The sequence below is a fragment of the Parasphingomonas caseinilytica genome, from assembly GCF_036663755.1.
GTDB lineage: Bacteria > Pseudomonadota > Alphaproteobacteria > Sphingomonadales > Sphingomonadaceae > Sphingomonas.
On the sequence record NZ_JAXOJL010000002.1, the window covers coordinates 178,440 to 195,118 of the forward strand.

A 16,679-nucleotide genomic window follows, 5' to 3' on the forward strand; every position below is an offset into this window, starting at 1 on the left:
CACTCAACGCCGCCACTCCAGTTTGCGCAATTGCGCCGTCCGCTCGCCGGTCAGGCGCGTCTTGCACTGCGTCATCGCCATGCCTTGCAACGATCCGCCGGCGAATTCGCCGCCCTCGATCACACACTGCGCATCGCGGAACTTCAGCCAGGCGCGCTGGCTTTCGAGCAACGCGCCGGCATAACCGAACCCGCCGCCGCGTGACGTATCCGCCGCATCACGCGCCTTCATCCGCGCATAGGTCGTCTTCCACACCTGAGCCATCACGGTATCGGCCTTGGCATAGGCCGCCCCAGCCTCCGCATTCATCTGCGTCTGGGTCTGGGCCATCGCAGGCGCCGCGATCAGCGCCGCGCCCATCGCCATCAACTGATAAATCTTCATTCCGCAGCCTCTTCCACCGGCGGCATATTGTGCCCGAGCAATTTCAGCACCTCGCCCGCCGCACTCACCAGGTTCGTGCCCGGCCCGAAAATCCCCTGTACCCCGGCATCGCGCAGGAACTGGTAATCCTGCGCGGGGATCACCCCGCCCGCGATCACCTTGATGTCGCTGCGCCCGGCATCGCGCAAATGGCCGATGAGTTCTGGAATCAACGTCTTGTGGCCCGCCGCGAGGCTGGACGCGCCGACCACGTCGACATCCTTCTCGATCGCCAGCGCGGCGGCTTCCTTCGGCGTCTGGAACAACGGACCCGGTACAACCTCGAAGCCGAGATCGCCGAATGCCGAACTCACCAGATTGGCCCCGCGATCATGCCCGTCCTGGCCCATCTTGGCGACGAACAGGCGCGGTTTTCGGCCGATTCGGTGTTCGATCGAGCCAACGCCCTCGATCAGGCCGAGCCACTTGGCGTCGAATTCATGCGCGCCGCCATAGATGCCGGAAACCGGCGTGGGATTGGTGCCGTAACGCCCGAACACATCCTCCATCGCCAGGCTGATCTCGCCCAGGGTCGCACGCTGGCGCGCGCATTCGACCGCGAGGCCGAGCACATTCTCCGTCTCCCGTGCGCCCTCTCGCAAGGCGTCCAGAGCGGCGGTGCATTTCGCCTCGTCGCGCCCCGCCTTCGACCTTGCGATCCGTGCGATCTGCGATTCCCGAACCGCGACATTGTCCACGTCGAGGATGTCGATCGCATCCTCTTCGGCCAGCCGGTATTTGTTGACGCCGACGATCACGTCCTCGCCCTTGTCGACCCGCGCCGCGCGTCCGGCCGAGGCTTCCTCGATCATCGCCTTGGGCCAGCCCGCCGCGACCGCTTTCGCCATGCCGCCTTCGGACTCGACGCGTTCGATGATCTCCCACGCTTTGTCGTAGAGTTCCTGCGTCAGGCTTTCGATGTAGTAGCTGCCGCCCAGCGGGTCGACGACCTTGGTCATCCCCGTTTCTTCCTGGATCACGATCTGCGTGTTGCGCGCGATACGGGCGGAGAAATCGGTCGGCAGCGCGATCGCCTCGTCCAGCGCATTGGTGTGCAACGACTGCGTCCCGCCGAGCATCGCCGCCATCGCCTCGATCGTGGTGCGGATCACGTTGTTGTACGGATCCTGCTCGGTCAGCGACACGCCGCTGGTCTGGCAATGCGTGCGCAGCATCTTGCTGCGTTCGTCCTTTGCACCGAGATCGGTCATCACGCGGTGCCACAATTTGCGCGCCGCGCGCAGCTTGGCGACCTCCATGAAGAAGTTCATGCCGATCGCGAAGAAGAACGACAGCCGCCCGGCGAACGCATCGAGATCGAGGCCACTCGCCATCGCCGCCTTGGCATATTCACGCCCGTCGGCGATCGTGAAGGCGAGTTCCTGCAACTGCGTCGCCCCGGCCTCCTGCATGTGATAGCCGGAGATCGAGATCGAGTTGAATTTCGGCATATGCGCCGACGTATAGCCGATGATGTCCGAGATGATCCGCATGCTCGGTTCGGGCGGGTAGATATACGTGTTGCGGACCATGAACTCCTTGAGGATGTCGTTCTGGATCGTGCCGTCGAGCAACGCCTGCGGCACGCCCTGCTCCTCGCCCGCGACGATGAAGAAGGCGAGGATCGGGATCACCGCGCCGTTCATTGTCATCGACACGGACATCTTGTCGAGCGGAATGCCGTCGAACAGGATCTTCATGTCGTCGATCGTGTCGATCGCGACGCCGGCCTTGCCGACATCACCGGTCACGCGCGGATGATCGCTGTCATAGCCCCGATGCGTGGCGAGATCGAACGCGACCGACAGGCCCTTCTGCCCGGCGGCGAGATTGCGGCGGTAGAAGGCGTTCGATGCCTCGGCGGTGGAGAAGCCGGCATATTGGCGGATCGTCCACGGGCGGCCGGCATACATCGACGCGCGAACCCCGCGCGTGAACGGTGCGAAACCGGGCAGGCCGGGATCGATATCGGCCGTGTCTTCCGCCGTGTAGAGCGGCTTCACGTCGATGCCCTCGGGCGTCGGCCAAGTCAGGTCCTTGCCCTTCACCTCTTTTGTGGCGGCGGCGGACCATTGGTCGAGGGTTGGTTTATCGGTCACGACATCAATCCAAAAACCGTCCGTGCTGAGCCTGTCGAAGCACTGCCTTTCTCGTCGACCGTCGAAAAGAAGTGCAGTCCTTCGACAAGCTCAGGACAGACGGTGCATGGTAAACCCATCACGCCCCCCGGAACACCGGCTTGCGCTTCTCGATAAAGGCCATCCCGCCCTCCATCGAATCCGCCGTGCGCCGGGCGGCACGCTGGTTTTCCGCCTCGCGCAGCATCGCGGCTTCATATTCGCTGTCGAGCGCATGGTTCAGCCCGCGCTTCATCAGCCCCAGCGCCACCGTCGGCCCAGCCGCCAGCCGCTCAGCCAGCGCGAACGCCTCGGCATCCAGCGCATCGTCCGCCACCACCTTGTGGACCATGCCCCAATCGAGCGCCTTGGCCGCCGGCACCTTCTCGCCGAGCATCATCATTTCCGTCGCGCGCGCGCGGCCGATCACGCGTGGCAGCATCCAACTCGCGCCGCCATCCGGCACCAGCGCGATGTTGACGAATGCCTGCAGGAAATAGCCCGTCTCCGAACAGACGCAGAAATCCGCCGCCAGCGCGAGCGAACAGCCGATCCCCGCCGCCGGCCCGCGCACCGCGCTCACCACCGGCACCGCCAGATCGGCGAACGCCGCCATGGTCGTGTTATAGTTCTGCGTCAGCGCCTCATAGGTCGCCTGCGCCGGATCGGCGGCGGCGAAGCTGCCGCCCGCAACATCCGCGCCCGAACAAAAGGCCCGGCCCGCGCCCGTCACCAGCACGGCGCGCGCGCCATCCAGATTGGCGATCGCATCGCGCAACTCGTCGAACAGCTTCGGCGGCGCGGCGTTCAGCCTTTCGGGCCGATTGAGCGTCAGCACCAGCACGTCGCCGCGCCGTTCGCTCAGGATCATGTCATAGGCCATCAATGGCTCCCTTCGCTGTCATGCGATTCCGGCGGCGTTTCCATCAGCTCGACCAGCAGCCCGCCGAAATCCTTCGGGTGGACGAACACGATCGGCGTGCCGTGCGCCCCGATGCGCGGTTCGCCCAGCACCGTCGCGCCCTTGGCGTTCAGATCGGCTACCGCTACATGGATATCAGCCACCTCGAAACAGACGTGATGCTGCCCTCCGGCCGGGTTCTTTTTCAGGAATCCGGCGATCGGGGAACTTTCGTCATAAGGTTCGATCAATTCGATCTGCGTGTTGGGCGCATCGATGAAGCACACCTTCACCCCCTGCGCGGGCAGATCGAACGGTTCGCCGATCGCCGTCGCGCCGAGCAGATCCCGATACGTCGCGATCGATTTTGCGATCGAGGGCGTCGCGACCCCGACGTGATTGAGCCGGCCCAAACCTTTGGCGGTGAGCGTCATTTCTTCTTGACCGGCAGCGGCGGCGGAACCTCGCCCAGCGTGTAGCCGCAGGCCGACAGCACCTTGCGGATCGGCGCATCGCTCGCCGGGCCGTCGAAGGTCGCCATGAAAGCGAATTTCGCCGCCGTGGTCGTCTCGACCTGGATCGTCTTCGCCTTGACGATGAACATGGTCAGCGCGGTCACCGCCGCCGCATCGGCATTATAGGCTACGCGGCCCTGGAACTGCCAGTCATAGGTGATGGCCGGCCCGGTATCGAAGCGCAGGCCAACCGATTTGGGCGCGTAGGAACCATCTTCGGCGGGTTCCGCCAACGCCTGCTTGGCGACGAACTGCACCGACACGACCGGTTCCGCCCCCTTGTCGCACTTAACCGTCAGCCGCGACGATCCATCGCGCGCGATCACAGCAGCCGAGGTCGATACGCTACCGTTGGCATTGGTGCGATCGCGCGGCTCCCACGGCGCAGGCGGCGGGGGCGTGGCGGCGGCGGGAGTTGGAGCGGCGGCCTGGAGCAGAAGAAACAGCAGCATCAGAAATTCCTCATAGCGAAAGCGTGACACGGACCGGCGAGGAATAGCGCGGTTTCCGGAATTGGCGCTAGAAAAGTCATGCCCGCGTCACAGCGGAATATTGTCATGCTTCTTCCACGGATTCTCCAGCGCCTTGCCACGCAATTTGCGCAGGCCCAGCGCGATGCGGCGGCGGGTGGAGTGCGGCTGGATCACCTCGTCGATGAAGCCCTTGCTCGCCGCGACGAACGGGTTGGCGAAACGTGCCTCATATTGCGCCGTCTGTTCGGCGATCTCGGCCGGGGTGCGGCCGCGGAAGATGATCTCGACCGCGCCCTTCGCGCCCATCACCGCGATCTCGGCGGTCGGCCAGGCATAATTGAGGTCGCCGCGCAGATGCTTCGACGCCATCACATCGTATGCACCGCCATAAGCCTTGCGCGTGATGACGGTGATCTTGGGCACGGTCGCCTCGGCATAGGCGAACAACAGTTTCGCGCCGTGCTTGATGATGCCGTTCAGTTCCTGTGATGTACCCGGCAGGAAGCCCGGCACGTCCACGAACGTAACGATCGGAATGTCGAACGCATCGCAGAAGCGCACGAAGCGCGCGGCCTTCTTTGACGAATTGATGTCCAGGCATCCGGCCAGCACCATCGGCTGGTTCGCGACAAAGCCGACGCTGCGGCCCTCGATCCGCCCAAAACCGATGATGATGTTGCCGGCATGCGTCGGCTGCACCTCGAAGAAGTCGCCTTCGTCGACCACCTTCCGGATCAGTTCGTGCATGTCGTAGGGCTGGTTGGCCGAGGCCGGCACCAACGTATCCAGACTGTCCTCGCGCCGGTCCCACGGATCGGACGAGGGGCGCTCCGGCACCGCTTCGCGGTTCGACAGCGGAAGGAAGTCCACGAAGTCGCGGGCCGCGAGCAGCGCCTCGATATCATTCTCGAAGGCCACGTCAGCGACCCCCGACTTCGTGGTATGCGTCACCGCTCCGCCCAAATCCTCCTGCGTGACGATCTCGTTTGTAACGGTCTTCACTACATCGGGCCCGGTGACGAACATGTAGGAGCTATCCTTCACCATGAAGATGAAGTCGGTCATTGCGGGGGAATAGACGGCACCCCCCGCGCATGGCCCCATGATCAGGGAAATCTGCGGCACGACGCCGCTGGCCAGCACGTTGCGCTGGAACACTTCGGCATAGCCGCCGAGCGACGCCACGCCTTCCTGGATGCGCGCGCCGCCGCTGTCGTTCAGGCCGATCACCGGCGCGCCGACCTTCAGCGCCATATCCATGATCTTGCAGATCTTCTGCGCATGGCGTTCCGACAGCGAGCCACCGAACACGGTGAAATCCTGACTGAACACGAACACTAGCCGGCCGTTGATGGTGCCCGATCCGGTGACCACGCCGTCGCCCGGCACGATCTGGTCCTGCATGCCGAAATCGACGCAATTATGCTCGACATACATGTCGAGTTCCTCGAACGATCCGTGATCGAGCAGCACGTCGAGCCGCTCGCGCGCGGTCAGCTTGCCCTTGGCATGCTGCGCGGCGATGCGCTTCTCCCCACCACCCATCCGAGCCGCTTCGCGCTTGCGTTCCAGTTCGGCGAGGGTCGAGGACATGGGCAGACTCCGGATGAGCAGATGCGGACGCCTCTCTCCCCCCGCCGCCGCGCAAATGCAAATGTGAACTTGCGAAGTTGCGAAGGAGAGTTTTGCGAAGTAGCGTTGTCTCTAAAGCCCCTCCCCTTCAGGGGAGGGGTTGGGGTGGGGCCGTGCGGCAGAAACTGAAGCTGGTCTCTTCGAGATGGCACTTCCCCACCCCAACCCAGCGACGGGTCGGTCATGCCCCCGGCATGACCTGAACAGCGCGGGGGCGCTGTTCACCCGTCGCTCCTGAAGGGGAGGGGCTAAGAAAAAGGACCCCGCCTGCCCCGCCCCACCCGCCTATTCGCCGGAGACCAACTCCGCGCCCTCCGTGCCTCGGTCGGACTGAACCAGGCGGCGATGGCCGCGCGGCTCGGCGTGTCGGTCAGTTACTTGTCGCAACTCGAAGGCGGCGTGCGTCCGCTGACCCCCAGCGTCACCGCGGCACTCCGCCGTCACCACCCCGCGGCGCTCAGCGATATCGAGGATGCCGCGCCGGCGCTGCGCCTCGCCGCGCTTACCGTCGCGCTCGCCGATCCGCTGCTACCCCCGTCCCCCGCCGCCGATGCCATCGCGCGGCTCGCATCCGAGCGCCCGGAGATCGCCGACCGTTTCATCGCGCTTCACGCCGCGATGCGTGCGGCCGAGGAACGGCTCCAGATGGTGGAGGAGCAGGCCACCGGCGGCGGCGGGCGCAGGCCGTGGGAAGCGGTGCGCGACTGGTTTCATGACGCGGGGAATTATATCGATACGCTGGATGGGGCAGCTGAACGCCTTGCCGCCGATACGTTGGAAACCGCATTGGCGAGCCACGGCATCGACGTGCGCCTGAGCGATCAGACGATCGGCCCGCTCGCGACCTTCGACGACCGAATTCTTACGCTCGACGCGACCATGCCGCCGGAAAGCCGCCGGTTCCAGATCGCGCACCGCCTCGCCGCGATCGCCTTCGCGCGCGAGATCGAGGAGATTGTCGGCCAGGCCGATATCGACGGCGGCCCTGCGGCGCACAATCTGCTGCGCATCGGCCTCGCCAATTACGCTGCCGGCGCGCTGACCATGCCGTACACCGCCTTTCGCGCCGCCGCGCGCGAGACGCGCCACGACATCGACCGGCTGTGCCGCCGCTTCGGAGTGAGCTTCGAACAGGCCTGCCACCGCCTGTCCACGCTGCAACGTCCCGGAGCCGAGGGCATCCCGTTCTATTTCTGCCGCGTCGACATGGCCGGCAACATCACCAAGCGGCACAGCGCCACGCGCTTCCAGTTCGCCCGCTTCGGCGGTGCCTGCCCGTTATGGATCGTGCACGAGGCGGTCGCGATCCCCGATCGCATCGTCGTGCAGCATGCCGAAACGCCCGACGGCGTGCGCTACGTCTCGATGGCCAAGGGTCTCGTCAAACCCTCGGGCAGCTTCACGCGCGCGCCACGCCGCTATGCCGTGACTTTGGGCTGCGAGGCCGAACACGCGGCAGATTTCGTCTATGCCGACGTACTGGACCAACGCGCACCCGCGACGCCGATCGGCATCTCCTGCCGCCTGTGCCCCCGCGACGATTGCGACCAGCGCGCCTTCCCGCCGGCGGATCGCGGTATCGCGGTGGACCCGGACGTGCGTGGAACGGTGCCGTACCGCGTGATCTGATCTTGCCAAATTTTGCCATCGGGATAGATTGCCGGGGATGAGCACGATGAACATCTCCCTCCCCGAATCGCTGAAGGCGTTCGTGGACGAACAGGTGACAGAACGCGATTTCGGCACGAGCAGCGAATATATCCGCGAGCTGATACGCAAAGAGCGGGATCGGGAACGACTGCGCAGTCTCTTGCTCGAGGGAGCCGACTCTCCTCCCGGCGCCGTGGCCGATGCGCAATATTTCGAAGGCCTGAAAGCTCGCATCCGCAATCGCGCGAAAAAATGACGTCGAAGCCGATCGTCCTTCGCGTCATTGCCGAAGGAGATATCGAAGAAGCTGCGGCTTATTATGCCGACACGGCTGGTGAATCCGTCGCCATCCGCTTTGCCGAAGCGCTCGATGCTGCCTATCGCGTCGTAGCAAGCCGTCCGGCGATCGGCTCGTCCCTTCTTGCTCACGATTTGGGATTGGCTGGATTGCGCAGTCGCAAGCTCAAGCGGTTCCCCTATCTAGTGATCTACATCGAGCGTGACGATCACATCGATGTCTGGCGCGTGATCCATGCCCAGCGAGACATCCCCGGATGGCTGCACGAAGACGATTGACGATCAGCTTCCTGATTGCACTACCCCCGACCCACCCCTATACGACGGCAATACACCAGAAGAGGGGTTTTGAATGCGTGTTTCCGTTGCCGTCCGCCTGTCCGCCGCCGCGATCGCCATGGCGATCGCCCTGCCCGCTCTGTCGCAAGACGCAAAGACCACCAAGCCGGTCTACGGCACGTTCGGTGTCGATCTGACCTCGCAGAAGAAGGACGTGAAGCCGGGCGACGATTTCTGGACATTCGCGAACGGCGCATGGGACGCACGTACGCAGATCGCAGCCGATCGCACCTCCGCCGGGCCGTCGGTGATCCTGGCCGATCAGGCCGAGCTTCAGGTGAAGCAGATCCTGGCCGATGCCGCGCGCGATCCGGCCGGGACCGGCGCGGGCGCAAAGCAATTGGGCGATCTCTATGCCGGCTATATGGATCAGGCCGCGATCGAGGCGCGCGGTGCCGCACCGCTCGCGCCCTATTTCGCGAAGATCGACGCGGCGAACGATCCCGCCAAGCTGCAGATCCTGTTCTCGACCGTGGGTTTTGCAGGACCGGTCGAGGTCGGCCAGATCCCCAACCCGACCGATCCGAACCACTATACCGTGATCGCCGGACAGGGCGATCTGGGCATGGGCGGGCGCGATTATTATCTGCTGCCGGGTGCCAAATATGATGGCTTCCGCACCGTTTATCGCGCCTATGTCGAAAAGGTGCTGACGCTGGCGGGCGTCGCGGATGCCAGTGCGAAGGCGGACCGGATCGTTGCGCTCGAAACCGCGATGGCCAAGGTGCAATGGTCGCCGGAACAATCGCGCGATCTGGCCGCCTTGCTGAAACCGATGAACGGCGAACAGCGCAAGGCGCTGGCGCCGCAATTCGATTGGGATCTGCAGCTGAAGACCGCCGGGTACGAAGGCTATCCGATCGTCATCATGGCGCAATCGACCGCGCTGACCGAGATCGGCAAGATCTTCGCCGCGACGCCGGTATCGACCTGGCAGGACTGGATGAAATTCCGCCTCGCCACCTCGATGTCCGGTGTGCTGCCCAAGGCGTTCGACGAGGCGAGCTTTGCTTTCTACGGCAAGACCCTGTCCGACCAGCCGGAACAGCGTGCGCGGTGGAAGCGCGGGCTTGCCGTGGTCAACGGCGCGATGGGCGAGGCGGTCGGCGAGATCTACGTCAAGCGCCATTATCCGGCCGAGAGCGAGGCGAAGATGAGCGAGCTGATCGCCAATCTGCGCGCCGCCTATAAGGAACGCATCACCGCCAACACCTGGATGGATGCCAAGACCAAGGAGCAGGCGCTGGCCAAGCTGGCCGCATTCGACCCGCGCATCGGCCATCCGGTGAAATATATCGACTATTCGGCGCTGAAGATCGATCGCAACGATCCGGTCGGGAACCTGATCCGTGCCGGCGAATTCCAGCATCAGCTCGATCTGGATCGATTGAAGAAATCCGTCGATCGCAGCCTGTGGAACATGACGCCGCAGACGGTGAACGCCTATTACAGCCCGTTCACCAACCAGATCACCTTCCCCGCCGCGATCCTGCAGGCCCCGTATTTCGACCCCAAGGCCGATGCCGCGGTGAATTACGGCGCGATCGGCGCGATCATCGGCCATGAAATGGGCCATGGCTTCGACGATCAGGGCAGCAAGTTCGGCCCCACCGGCAAGTTCGAGAATTGGTGGACGCCCGAGGCACGGACGGCGTTCACGGCCCGCACGTCGGCGTTGAGCAAGCAATATGACGGATACGAGCCGATCCCCGGCACGCACATCAAGGGGGCGCTGACGCTGGGCGAGAATATCGGCGATCTCGGTGGCGTCGAGACGTCCTATGCCGCGTATCAGAAATATCAGGCGACGCACGGCAAGGCGAAGACGATCGACGGCCTGACCGGCGACCAGCGCTTCTTCCTGGCCTATGCGCAGGCATGGCAATCGAAGCTGCGCGAAGGCGCGGCCCGCGCGCGCCTGCTGACCGATCCGCACTCGCCGCCCTTCTACCGCGTGAACGGCATCGTCCGGAACGTGGACGCCTGGTATGCGGCGTTCGGGGTGAAGCCGGGCGACAAATTGTATCTGGCACCCGCAGAGCGCGTGCATATCTGGTAAGCCGGAGCGAGGCGATTAGCGTCAGCTAATCGCCGGTTCGCCAAGCGAACGCGAACGGCCGGCCGGCGCGGCGACGCCGCGACCGACGGGGCGGGATTAACTCCCGCCCCGGCCCATCAAACAGCGTGCAACCCCAGCCACCGTCCGGCGACAGACCCGCGCAACACCAGCCGATCCAGCAACAGCACGGCCACCAAGCTCACCCCGAACAGCGGCATCAGCACGCCAAGCGCAACGACCGCCCCGATCAGCAATACCCCAAAGCGGGGTCGGGACAGTGGAATCGGCGCTCCGAGCAGCCCCGTCGGCCGCCGTCGCCACCACATCACGACGCCCGATACCGCCAGCGTCGCCAGCAACGCAGCCGTCATCGTGCCCAGCAGCTGGTTGGCCAACCCGAACAACGCCCCCTCATGCGCGGCGATGCCGTAACCAACTGCGCGATCCACCCAGTGCCGCTGGGCGAAATCGCGCCGCGTCAAAACCGCTCCGGTCGCACCATCGACGGTGAGTTGCGAACGCAACGGCCGATCGGCGGCATCCGACGTCACCGTCCACCCATGCGCCGCTTTGCCCGGTGGTGCGATCATCACCGGCGGCGCGATCCGTAGCGGCGTGACGGTGGCGATCACGCGATCGAGTTCGCCGGGCCGGGCCATCATATGGCGCATCCCCATCCCCAAATGCTCGGCATGATCGCCGAGCATCGCGCGTTCGCCGGATGGCGCAGCGCCGATCTTCCAGTCGACCGGCCCGTCAGCCGTGCCGGTGATCGCCCGAACCTCCTTGAAGTAACCGCCCCACGCCTTTGCCCAGGGCAGTCCGGTCAGGATCAGACCGAGCGCGAGCAACGATACCCAGATGCCCGAAACGGCATGCAAATCGCGCCAGAACAACCGCTTGCCGCCGTTGAGACGCGGATAGACCACGCCACCCAGCCGGCCGCCCCTGCGCGGCCACCACAGATCCAGGCCGGTCAGGATCATCACCACCGCCCAGCACGCCGCCAGTTCGACGAGATAGCTGCCGACATCCCCCGCCAGCAACGTGCCGTGCAGGCGCGAGACGATCCGCATCGGCTGATCTTCCTCGCCGATCGTCTTCAGCACCCGGGCGGTAGCGGGATCGATATAGACGCGTGTCTGATTGCCCCCTGCGCTGACGATCACGCGCGCGGCGCTGCCCGGTGCATCGGGCAGCTGGTATTTGTGCAGCCGCGCGCCCGGCACCGCCGCAAGCGCGGCGGCGACCTGAGCATCCGCGCCGACCGGCGGCGCTACGGCAAGGCTGTCATACGGCCGATCGAGCCACGCCTCGATCTGAGGTTTCCAAGTGTAGAGCGCGCCGGTCGTCGCCAGCCACAGCACAAACGGCACGCAGAGCAAGGCGGCATAGAAATGCCAGCGCCACACCGCATTGTACCAACGGCTGCCGGGCGGCTTCACGCTCATAGCGACCACGTCACGTCGGCGCGGAAGGTGCGCTGGGGGAAAGGGTGGAACAGGAAGTATTTGTCGTTGTTGACGTTATCGACGCCCAGCCCGAGCGCATAATGCCGGTCGATACGAAACTGCGCGCGCAGATCGACGACGAGATATTTGTAGAAGCCCTGATAGGTGTTGCCGACCAGATCGAGATTGTCGAGCTGCCCGTAGAGCCGGCTGGTGTAGCGCCCGGCGGCCGTGAGGGAGACCTGATCGGTCGGCCGCCAGGTGCCTACGACCGTCGCCTTCCAGTGCGGCACGCCGGGCAGCAGTTTCCCGACCGCCGCCGGGAAGGCCGTGTCGGCGCGCGTCGTCGCATCGGCATAGGTGACGCTGCCGCTCAGATCGAAACGCGGCACGACGTCGCGACGCTGCACCGCCAGTTCCGCGCCCCGCGCGCGGGTGCGATCGACATTCTGGATGAAGGTCGCGGTGGTCGGCACGCCGGCGATCGACAGGATGCCGGACTGCGAGATCAGCGCATCGCGGACGATCTCGTTGAACACGGACAGGCGGATCGTGCCGCGATCGTCGTGCTGCTCGATCGCCAGTTCCTCGGATTGCGCGTGTTCCGGTTTCAGGTTCGGGTTCGGTACGGTCGCGACCGGCGTCGTGACGACCTGATAGAGTTCGCCGACCGTCGGGAAACGCAAGGCCTCGCCGAACGACAGCCGCGCGGTGAGCGTCGGTGCGACCTGCCAGGCGAGCGATGCCTTGGGTGAGAAGCGGTTGGCGCTGCGCTGCGGCTGGATCGTCGTCGCCGCGCCGAGTGCGGGCAGGTTCGCACCGTCATAGGCCTTCCACCATTCGTAGCGGCCACCGGCCGTCAGCGTCACGCCCGGCACGATCGCCCAGGCATCCTGCAGCCAGAGCGCGGCGGTGCGCGTCTTGCCGCGCGATTGCAGATTCGCCGCGCCCTGTCCGCCGGAAATCCAGTCGGTCGTGAGGTAGCGATTGCTGGCGATCTCGAACCGGTCGTAATGGCCGCCGGCGCTGATCGTGTGACCGCCGGCACGGTAGGCACCCTTGGCGTCGAGCGTGCGCCAGCCGCTGCCGTCGAGCCGCGTGATCGTGCCCGCGCCGCCGGTCTGGGCGTTGGGCAGAGCGGTGGTCGGCGTGCGCTGGATATCCTTGTCGTAATCGAACAGTGTGCCGATCACCTGCCAGTCGAACCGCCCGCCACCGCCGCTCGCCGACAGGCTGTGCGAGATGTGTCGTTGTTCGCTGTGATACACCCCGGCGGAGAAGGTGGCCGGTGCAATCGTGTAGCTGCGCCCGTCGAGATTGAATGTGCCGGCATAAGCGAGACCGGCGGCGGTGTTCAGATAGGTGTCGGCGCGCGCGTTTACGTCGTTGAGGAACAGGCCGCCGACATAAGTGAGCCGCACCGATCCGAGATCGAGCGCCGCCTTCAGTTTGAAACGGTCCTGTAACTGATGCTCGATCGCCCCCGCGCCAAGCACGCGGATCGCCGCGCCGGTGCGGTTGAGATCGTCGAACCCGCCGGTCGCCGGCGTGCCGGTGGCGCTGGTGGCCGCCGGGCGCAGCGCGGTAATGTAGGTCAGCGGCTGGGCGCGATTGTCGATATGCTCGGCGCTGGCGAAGACCGAGAGCGCGCCGAAGCGATCGCCGATCGTCGCGCCGATCTGATAGGCCGGCAGGATCGCCCTGGTGCCGTACTGGTCGAAATCCTGCACGCTGGTGCCCGCCGTGACGGTCGCCTCCAGCGCATCGGGCAAGCGCGTGGTGATGTTGACCACCGCACCCAGCGAATTGCCCGGATAGGCGGCCGAGAAGGGGCCATAAAGCACGTCTATCCGCGCGATTTCCTGTGGGCTGACCAGCCCCCAGCGCGGGCTGGCGTTGGTATTGTTGTTGCCGATCAACGCCGACAGCAAGGCACCGTCGGCATAGACGAGACTGCGGGCACTCGCGCCGAGACCGGAGGTGCGCGTGGCGAGCGGGGCCTGCGTGTCGCCGATATTGCGTTTCCGCACGATCAGGCTGGGCAGGTATTTCAGCGTATCCTCGGTGGATGCGGCGTTGATCCTGGCGGCGATATCGCGCGCGTCGATTTCCGCGCGGGATGAGGGTGCGTTTTCGATCCGTTGCTGTTTCTGGGCGACGATCAGGATGTCGTCGGCGGGCGCTTCTTCGGCATAAGCGGGCATGGCCGCGACGAGCGCAGCCACGCAGACGGCGCGCCGAAGCGCGCGTGTAGAGCGTGTCATTATGGGTTCCTCGACTGAACGATGCGCGCGGTGGCGCTGGACGGGGTTCAGGCGAGTGCGGGCGGTCCGGTCGATGGCGGTGGCGGGGCAGCGAGGCCCTGGCCGATATTGGGGATCAGCCGCGCCGTCGGGACGGCGATCGCGGCAAGCGTGAGCGCGACGGGCAGCGCGACCGGCGGCGTCGCCAGCGCGACGGCGACGCCTGCCCCGGAACAGGGATGATCGCCGGCGGGATCGGGATGGCGGTCGTTCGGCTTGTCCGGCGCGGCGTGATGCGCGGCCATATCCATGCCGGGCATGGCGTGGCCGGCCATGCCCTGTGGGCTTGGGGCATCCGCCATCGGCAGCGCGCCCATGCCCGAACACGGCGCGAGGATGAAACCGCCATCGGCGGTGAGCATCGGCATCCATCCCGCCGGCACCGCCACGCGCGCAAGCAGCACGCACAGCAAAGCCGCGATCAGCAGGCGGTGGCGCGCGCGGGACAGGATGGAACTCGGTCGCATCAGTTTCGCGCTTAGGCGCGGGCGTTTGGCCCGGCAAGCGGTGCTTTGGTGCTCCCCGCGCTCGACTTTGCGCTCCCCTGCCCGCTCCTGTAAGACGCCCCGATGCCAGCCCTGTCCCGTCCGGCCCTCAAGAAGCCCGATCTCTTCACCCGGCCGTTTTTCGAACAGAAGAGCCGCGCATTCTGGCGATTGCAGGCGGCGGGGTGGACCGGCTATCTGATCCTGCGCAGCGTCTCCAGCATCTCGAACGGCCCGTCACTCGACGTGATCGTGCCGGTCGTGATCGAATCGATCGTCGGCTATTGCATCACCGTGCTGCTCTCCACGCTGTACGGCTTCTATCGCGGACTGCCGCGGATCAGCGCGATTTTGCTGACGATGGTGACGCTGGCGGTGGCGACATTGCTCTATTCGGTGCTCGACGCCTTCTCGTTCTCGTTCATCAAGCTCGCCAATCCGGGGCTGAACCTGAACCTCGTGCTCGGTACGGTGTTCCTGAACTTCACGGTGCTGGCGGGCTGGTCTGCGCTGTATTTCGGGATCAATTTCTACCTGATCGTCGAGGACCAGATCGATCAGCTGCACGCGCTGGGCAATCAGGCGTCGTCGGCGCAGCTGGCGATGCTGCGGTATCAGCTCAACCCGCATTTTCTGTTCAACACGTTGAACTCGATCTCGACGCTGGTGCTGCTACAAGAGACCCAGCGCGCCAATGCGATGCTCAGCCGGCTATCGTCGTTTCTGCGCTACACGCTGGCGAACGAGCCGACCGCGCATGTGACGATCCAGCAGGAGGTCGAGACGCTGAAACTGTATCTCGAGATCGAGAAGATGCGCTTCGAGGATCGCCTGCGCCCGCGCTTCGAGGTCGATATGCGCGTCGAGAAGGCACGATTGCCGTCGCTGCTGCTCCAGCCTTTGGTCGAAAACGCGATCAAATATGCCGTCACGCCGAAGGAAGAAGGTGCCGAAATCGCCGTCGTCGCGCGGCTCGCCGGAGATCGCGTGCAGATCGCCGTATCCGACACCGGACCGGGCTTGAATGAAATGAAAGCGCGTCCATCCCTTTCAACCGGGGTCGGCCTTGCCAATATCAGGGAGCGATTGGCGCAGGCTTATGGCCCCGATCATAGTTTCGAAGCCCGTTCGCTGCCCGGCGGCGGGTATGAGGTCGAGATCGAGATACCCTTCCAGCTCGATGAGCCGGCGAGGGAACCGGCAAGAGAGGTTGCATGACGATTAGAACGATATTGGTCGATGACGAGCCACTGGCGATCCAGGGGCTCGAACTTCGCCTGCAGGCGCACGAAGATGTCGAGATCATCGACAAGTGCCAGAATGGCCGCGAGGCGATCCGCGCGATCAAGACGCACAAGCCGGATCTCGTCTTCCTCGATATCCAGATGCCTGGCTTCGACGGCTTCTCGGTCGTGCAAGGCCTGATGGAGGTGGAGCCGCCTTTGTTCGTGTTCGTCACCGCCTATAGCGACCACGCGCTGAAGGCCTTCGAGGCGCAGGCGGTGGATTACCTGATGAAGCCGGTCGAGGAATCGCGCCTGGCCGACACGATCGAGCGCGTGCGCCAGCGGCTGGCCGAGAAGCGCGGCGTGGAAGAGGTCGATCGGCTGAAGGAAGTGCTGGCCGAGGTGTCGCCCGATACGGTGACCGACATCGCCGATGGCGGAGACCAGGTTTCCGCCAACCGGTTCGAAAAGCTGATCAACATCAAGGATCGTGGGCAAATCTTCCGCGTCGATGTCGATACGATCGAGCGGATCGACGCGGCGGGCGATTACATGTGCATCTATACCGGCGACAATACGCTGATCCTGCGCGAGACGATGAAGGATCTGGAAAAGCGGCTCGACCCGCGCCGGTTCCAGCGCGTGCACCGGTCGACCATCGTCAACCTAGATCTGGTCAAGGAAGTGAAGCCGCATACCAATGGCGAATGCTTCCTGGTGCTGCAATCGAACGCTCAGGTGAAGGTGTCGCGATCGTACCGCGACGTGGTGGCACGCTTCGTTCACTGATATGCGCTAGGGTGCGCCC

General features: G+C 64.9%; 15 protein-coding genes. 6 read left to right on the forward strand and 9 right to left on the reverse strand.

The features are described 5' to 3' along the window. Positions 1-3: 3 nt before the first annotated feature. From U1738_RS07300 to U1738_RS07325, 6 genes are all read right to left on the reverse strand, one after another. Positions 4-384 carry a lysozyme inhibitor LprI family protein gene (locus U1738_RS07300; RefSeq protein ID WP_332788386.1) on the reverse strand — a complete coding sequence of 127 codons (381 nt, stop codon included), beginning with the start codon at positions 382-384 and terminating at the stop codon, positions 4-6. Then, positions 381-2,522 (reverse strand): methylmalonyl-CoA mutase, encoded by a 2,142-nt coding sequence (gene scpA / locus U1738_RS07305; protein ID WP_332788387.1) that lies wholly within the window; start codon positions 2,520-2,522, stop codon positions 381-383. Before scpA ends, U1738_RS07300 begins: the two co-directional genes overlap by 4 nt. A 118-nt stretch (positions 2,523-2,640) precedes the next feature. Further along, positions 2,641-3,423 (reverse strand): enoyl-CoA hydratase-related protein, encoded by a 783-nt coding sequence (locus U1738_RS07310; RefSeq protein WP_332788388.1) that lies wholly within the window; start codon positions 3,421-3,423, stop codon positions 2,641-2,643. Then, positions 3,423-3,875, reverse strand: a complete 453-nt coding sequence (mce, locus tag U1738_RS07315) for a methylmalonyl-CoA epimerase (RefSeq protein WP_332788389.1) — start codon at positions 3,873-3,875, stop codon at positions 3,423-3,425. The genes U1738_RS07310 and mce overlap by 1 nt, the downstream gene beginning before the upstream one ends. Further along, complete coding sequence (locus U1738_RS07320) at positions 3,872-4,408, reverse strand: hypothetical protein (protein WP_332788390.1); 537 nt, start codon at positions 4,406-4,408, stop codon at positions 3,872-3,874. The genes mce and U1738_RS07320 overlap by 4 nt, the downstream gene beginning before the upstream one ends. Positions 4,409-4,495: 87 nt before the next feature. Next, entirely contained in the window at positions 4,496-6,022 is a 1,527-nt protein-coding gene (locus U1738_RS07325; protein WP_332788391.1) for an acyl-CoA carboxylase subunit beta, read from the reverse strand. A gap of 306 nt (positions 6,023-6,328) precedes the next feature. Here U1738_RS07325 and U1738_RS07330 point away from each other — a divergent pair, with 306 nt between their 5' ends. The 4 genes from U1738_RS07330 (at position 6,329) to U1738_RS07345 (ending at position 10,406) form a co-directional block, all read left to right on the forward strand. After that, positions 6,329-7,690 (forward strand): helix-turn-helix domain-containing protein, encoded by a 1,362-nt coding sequence (locus U1738_RS07330; protein ID WP_332788567.1) that lies wholly within the window; start codon positions 6,329-6,331, stop codon positions 7,688-7,690. A 37-nt stretch (positions 7,691-7,727) separates the two neighbouring features. After that, positions 7,728-7,967, forward strand: a complete 240-nt coding sequence (locus tag U1738_RS07335; RefSeq protein WP_332788392.1) for a type II toxin-antitoxin system ParD family antitoxin — start codon at positions 7,728-7,730, stop codon at positions 7,965-7,967. After that, entirely contained in the window at positions 7,964-8,287 is a 324-nt protein-coding gene (locus U1738_RS07340) for a type II toxin-antitoxin system RelE/ParE family toxin (RefSeq protein WP_332788393.1), read from the forward strand. Before U1738_RS07335 ends, U1738_RS07340 begins: the two co-directional genes overlap by 4 nt. A gap of 73 nt (positions 8,288-8,360) precedes the next feature. Beyond that, a complete protein-coding gene (locus tag U1738_RS07345; RefSeq protein WP_332788394.1) occupies positions 8,361-10,406 on the forward strand; it encodes a M13 family metallopeptidase in 2,046 nt (681 codons plus the stop codon). A 116-nt stretch (positions 10,407-10,522) separates the two neighbouring features. Here U1738_RS07345 and U1738_RS07350 read toward each other — a convergent pair whose 3' ends face one another. Genes U1738_RS07350 through U1738_RS07360 form a run of 3 tightly spaced genes read right to left on the reverse strand, consistent with a single transcriptional unit; the run spans position 10,523 to position 14,627 of the window. Next, on the reverse strand, positions 10,523-11,857 hold the full coding sequence (locus U1738_RS07350) for a PepSY-associated TM helix domain-containing protein (protein WP_332788395.1): 1,335 nt from the start codon (positions 11,855-11,857) through the stop codon (positions 10,523-10,525). After that, positions 11,854-14,121 carry a TonB-dependent receptor gene (locus U1738_RS07355; protein WP_332788396.1) on the reverse strand — a complete coding sequence of 756 codons (2,268 nt, stop codon included), beginning with the start codon at positions 14,119-14,121 and terminating at the stop codon, positions 11,854-11,856. Before U1738_RS07355 ends, U1738_RS07350 begins: the two co-directional genes overlap by 4 nt. A gap of 47 nt (positions 14,122-14,168) precedes the next feature. Beyond that, positions 14,169-14,627, reverse strand: a complete 459-nt coding sequence (locus tag U1738_RS07360; RefSeq protein ID WP_332788397.1) for a hypothetical protein — start codon at positions 14,625-14,627, stop codon at positions 14,169-14,171. A gap of 102 nt (positions 14,628-14,729) precedes the next feature. Between U1738_RS07360 and U1738_RS07365 the strand changes: the two genes are divergently transcribed. Next, complete coding sequence (locus tag U1738_RS07365) at positions 14,730-15,863, forward strand: sensor histidine kinase (protein ID WP_332788398.1); 1,134 nt, start codon at positions 14,730-14,732, stop codon at positions 15,861-15,863. Next, entirely contained in the window at positions 15,860-16,660 is an 801-nt protein-coding gene (locus U1738_RS07370) for a LytR/AlgR family response regulator transcription factor (RefSeq protein ID WP_332788399.1), read from the forward strand. The genes U1738_RS07365 and U1738_RS07370 overlap by 4 nt, the downstream gene beginning before the upstream one ends. Positions 16,661-16,679: the final 19 nt, after the last annotated feature.

Excerpts from the sequence above, each read along its gene's own strand:
- U1738_RS07300 (WP_332788386.1), bottom strand. The coding sequence starts at position 384 with ATGAAGATTTATCAGTTGATGGCGATGGGCGCGGCGCTGATCGCGGCG.
- U1738_RS07310 (WP_332788388.1), bottom strand. The coding sequence starts at position 3,423 with ATGGCCTATGACATGATCCTGAGCGAACGGCGCGGCGACGTGCTGGTG.
- mce (WP_332788389.1), bottom strand. The coding sequence starts at position 3,875 with ATGACGCTCACCGCCAAAGGTTTGGGCCGGCTCAATCACGTCGGGGTC.
- U1738_RS07320 (WP_332788390.1), bottom strand. The coding sequence starts at position 4,408 with ATGCTGCTGTTTCTTCTGCTCCAGGCCGCCGCTCCAACTCCCGCCGCC.
- U1738_RS07325 (WP_332788391.1), bottom strand. The coding sequence starts at position 6,022 with ATGTCCTCGACCCTCGCCGAACTGGAACGCAAGCGCGAAGCGGCTCGG.
- U1738_RS07335 (WP_332788392.1), top strand. The coding sequence starts at position 7,728 with ATGAGCACGATGAACATCTCCCTCCCCGAATCGCTGAAGGCGTTCGTG.
- U1738_RS07340 (WP_332788393.1), top strand. The coding sequence starts at position 7,964 with ATGACGTCGAAGCCGATCGTCCTTCGCGTCATTGCCGAAGGAGATATC.
- U1738_RS07345 (WP_332788394.1), top strand. The coding sequence starts at position 8,361 with ATGCGTGTTTCCGTTGCCGTCCGCCTGTCCGCCGCCGCGATCGCCATG.
- U1738_RS07350 (WP_332788395.1), bottom strand. The coding sequence starts at position 11,857 with ATGAGCGTGAAGCCGCCCGGCAGCCGTTGGTACAATGCGGTGTGGCGC.
- U1738_RS07355 (WP_332788396.1), bottom strand. The coding sequence starts at position 14,121 with ATGACACGCTCTACACGCGCGCTTCGGCGCGCCGTCTGCGTGGCTGCG.
- U1738_RS07360 (WP_332788397.1), bottom strand. The coding sequence starts at position 14,627 with ATGCGACCGAGTTCCATCCTGTCCCGCGCGCGCCACCGCCTGCTGATC.
- U1738_RS07365 (WP_332788398.1), top strand. The coding sequence starts at position 14,730 with ATGCCAGCCCTGTCCCGTCCGGCCCTCAAGAAGCCCGATCTCTTCACC.
- U1738_RS07370 (WP_332788399.1), top strand. The coding sequence starts at position 15,860 with ATGACGATTAGAACGATATTGGTCGATGACGAGCCACTGGCGATCCAG.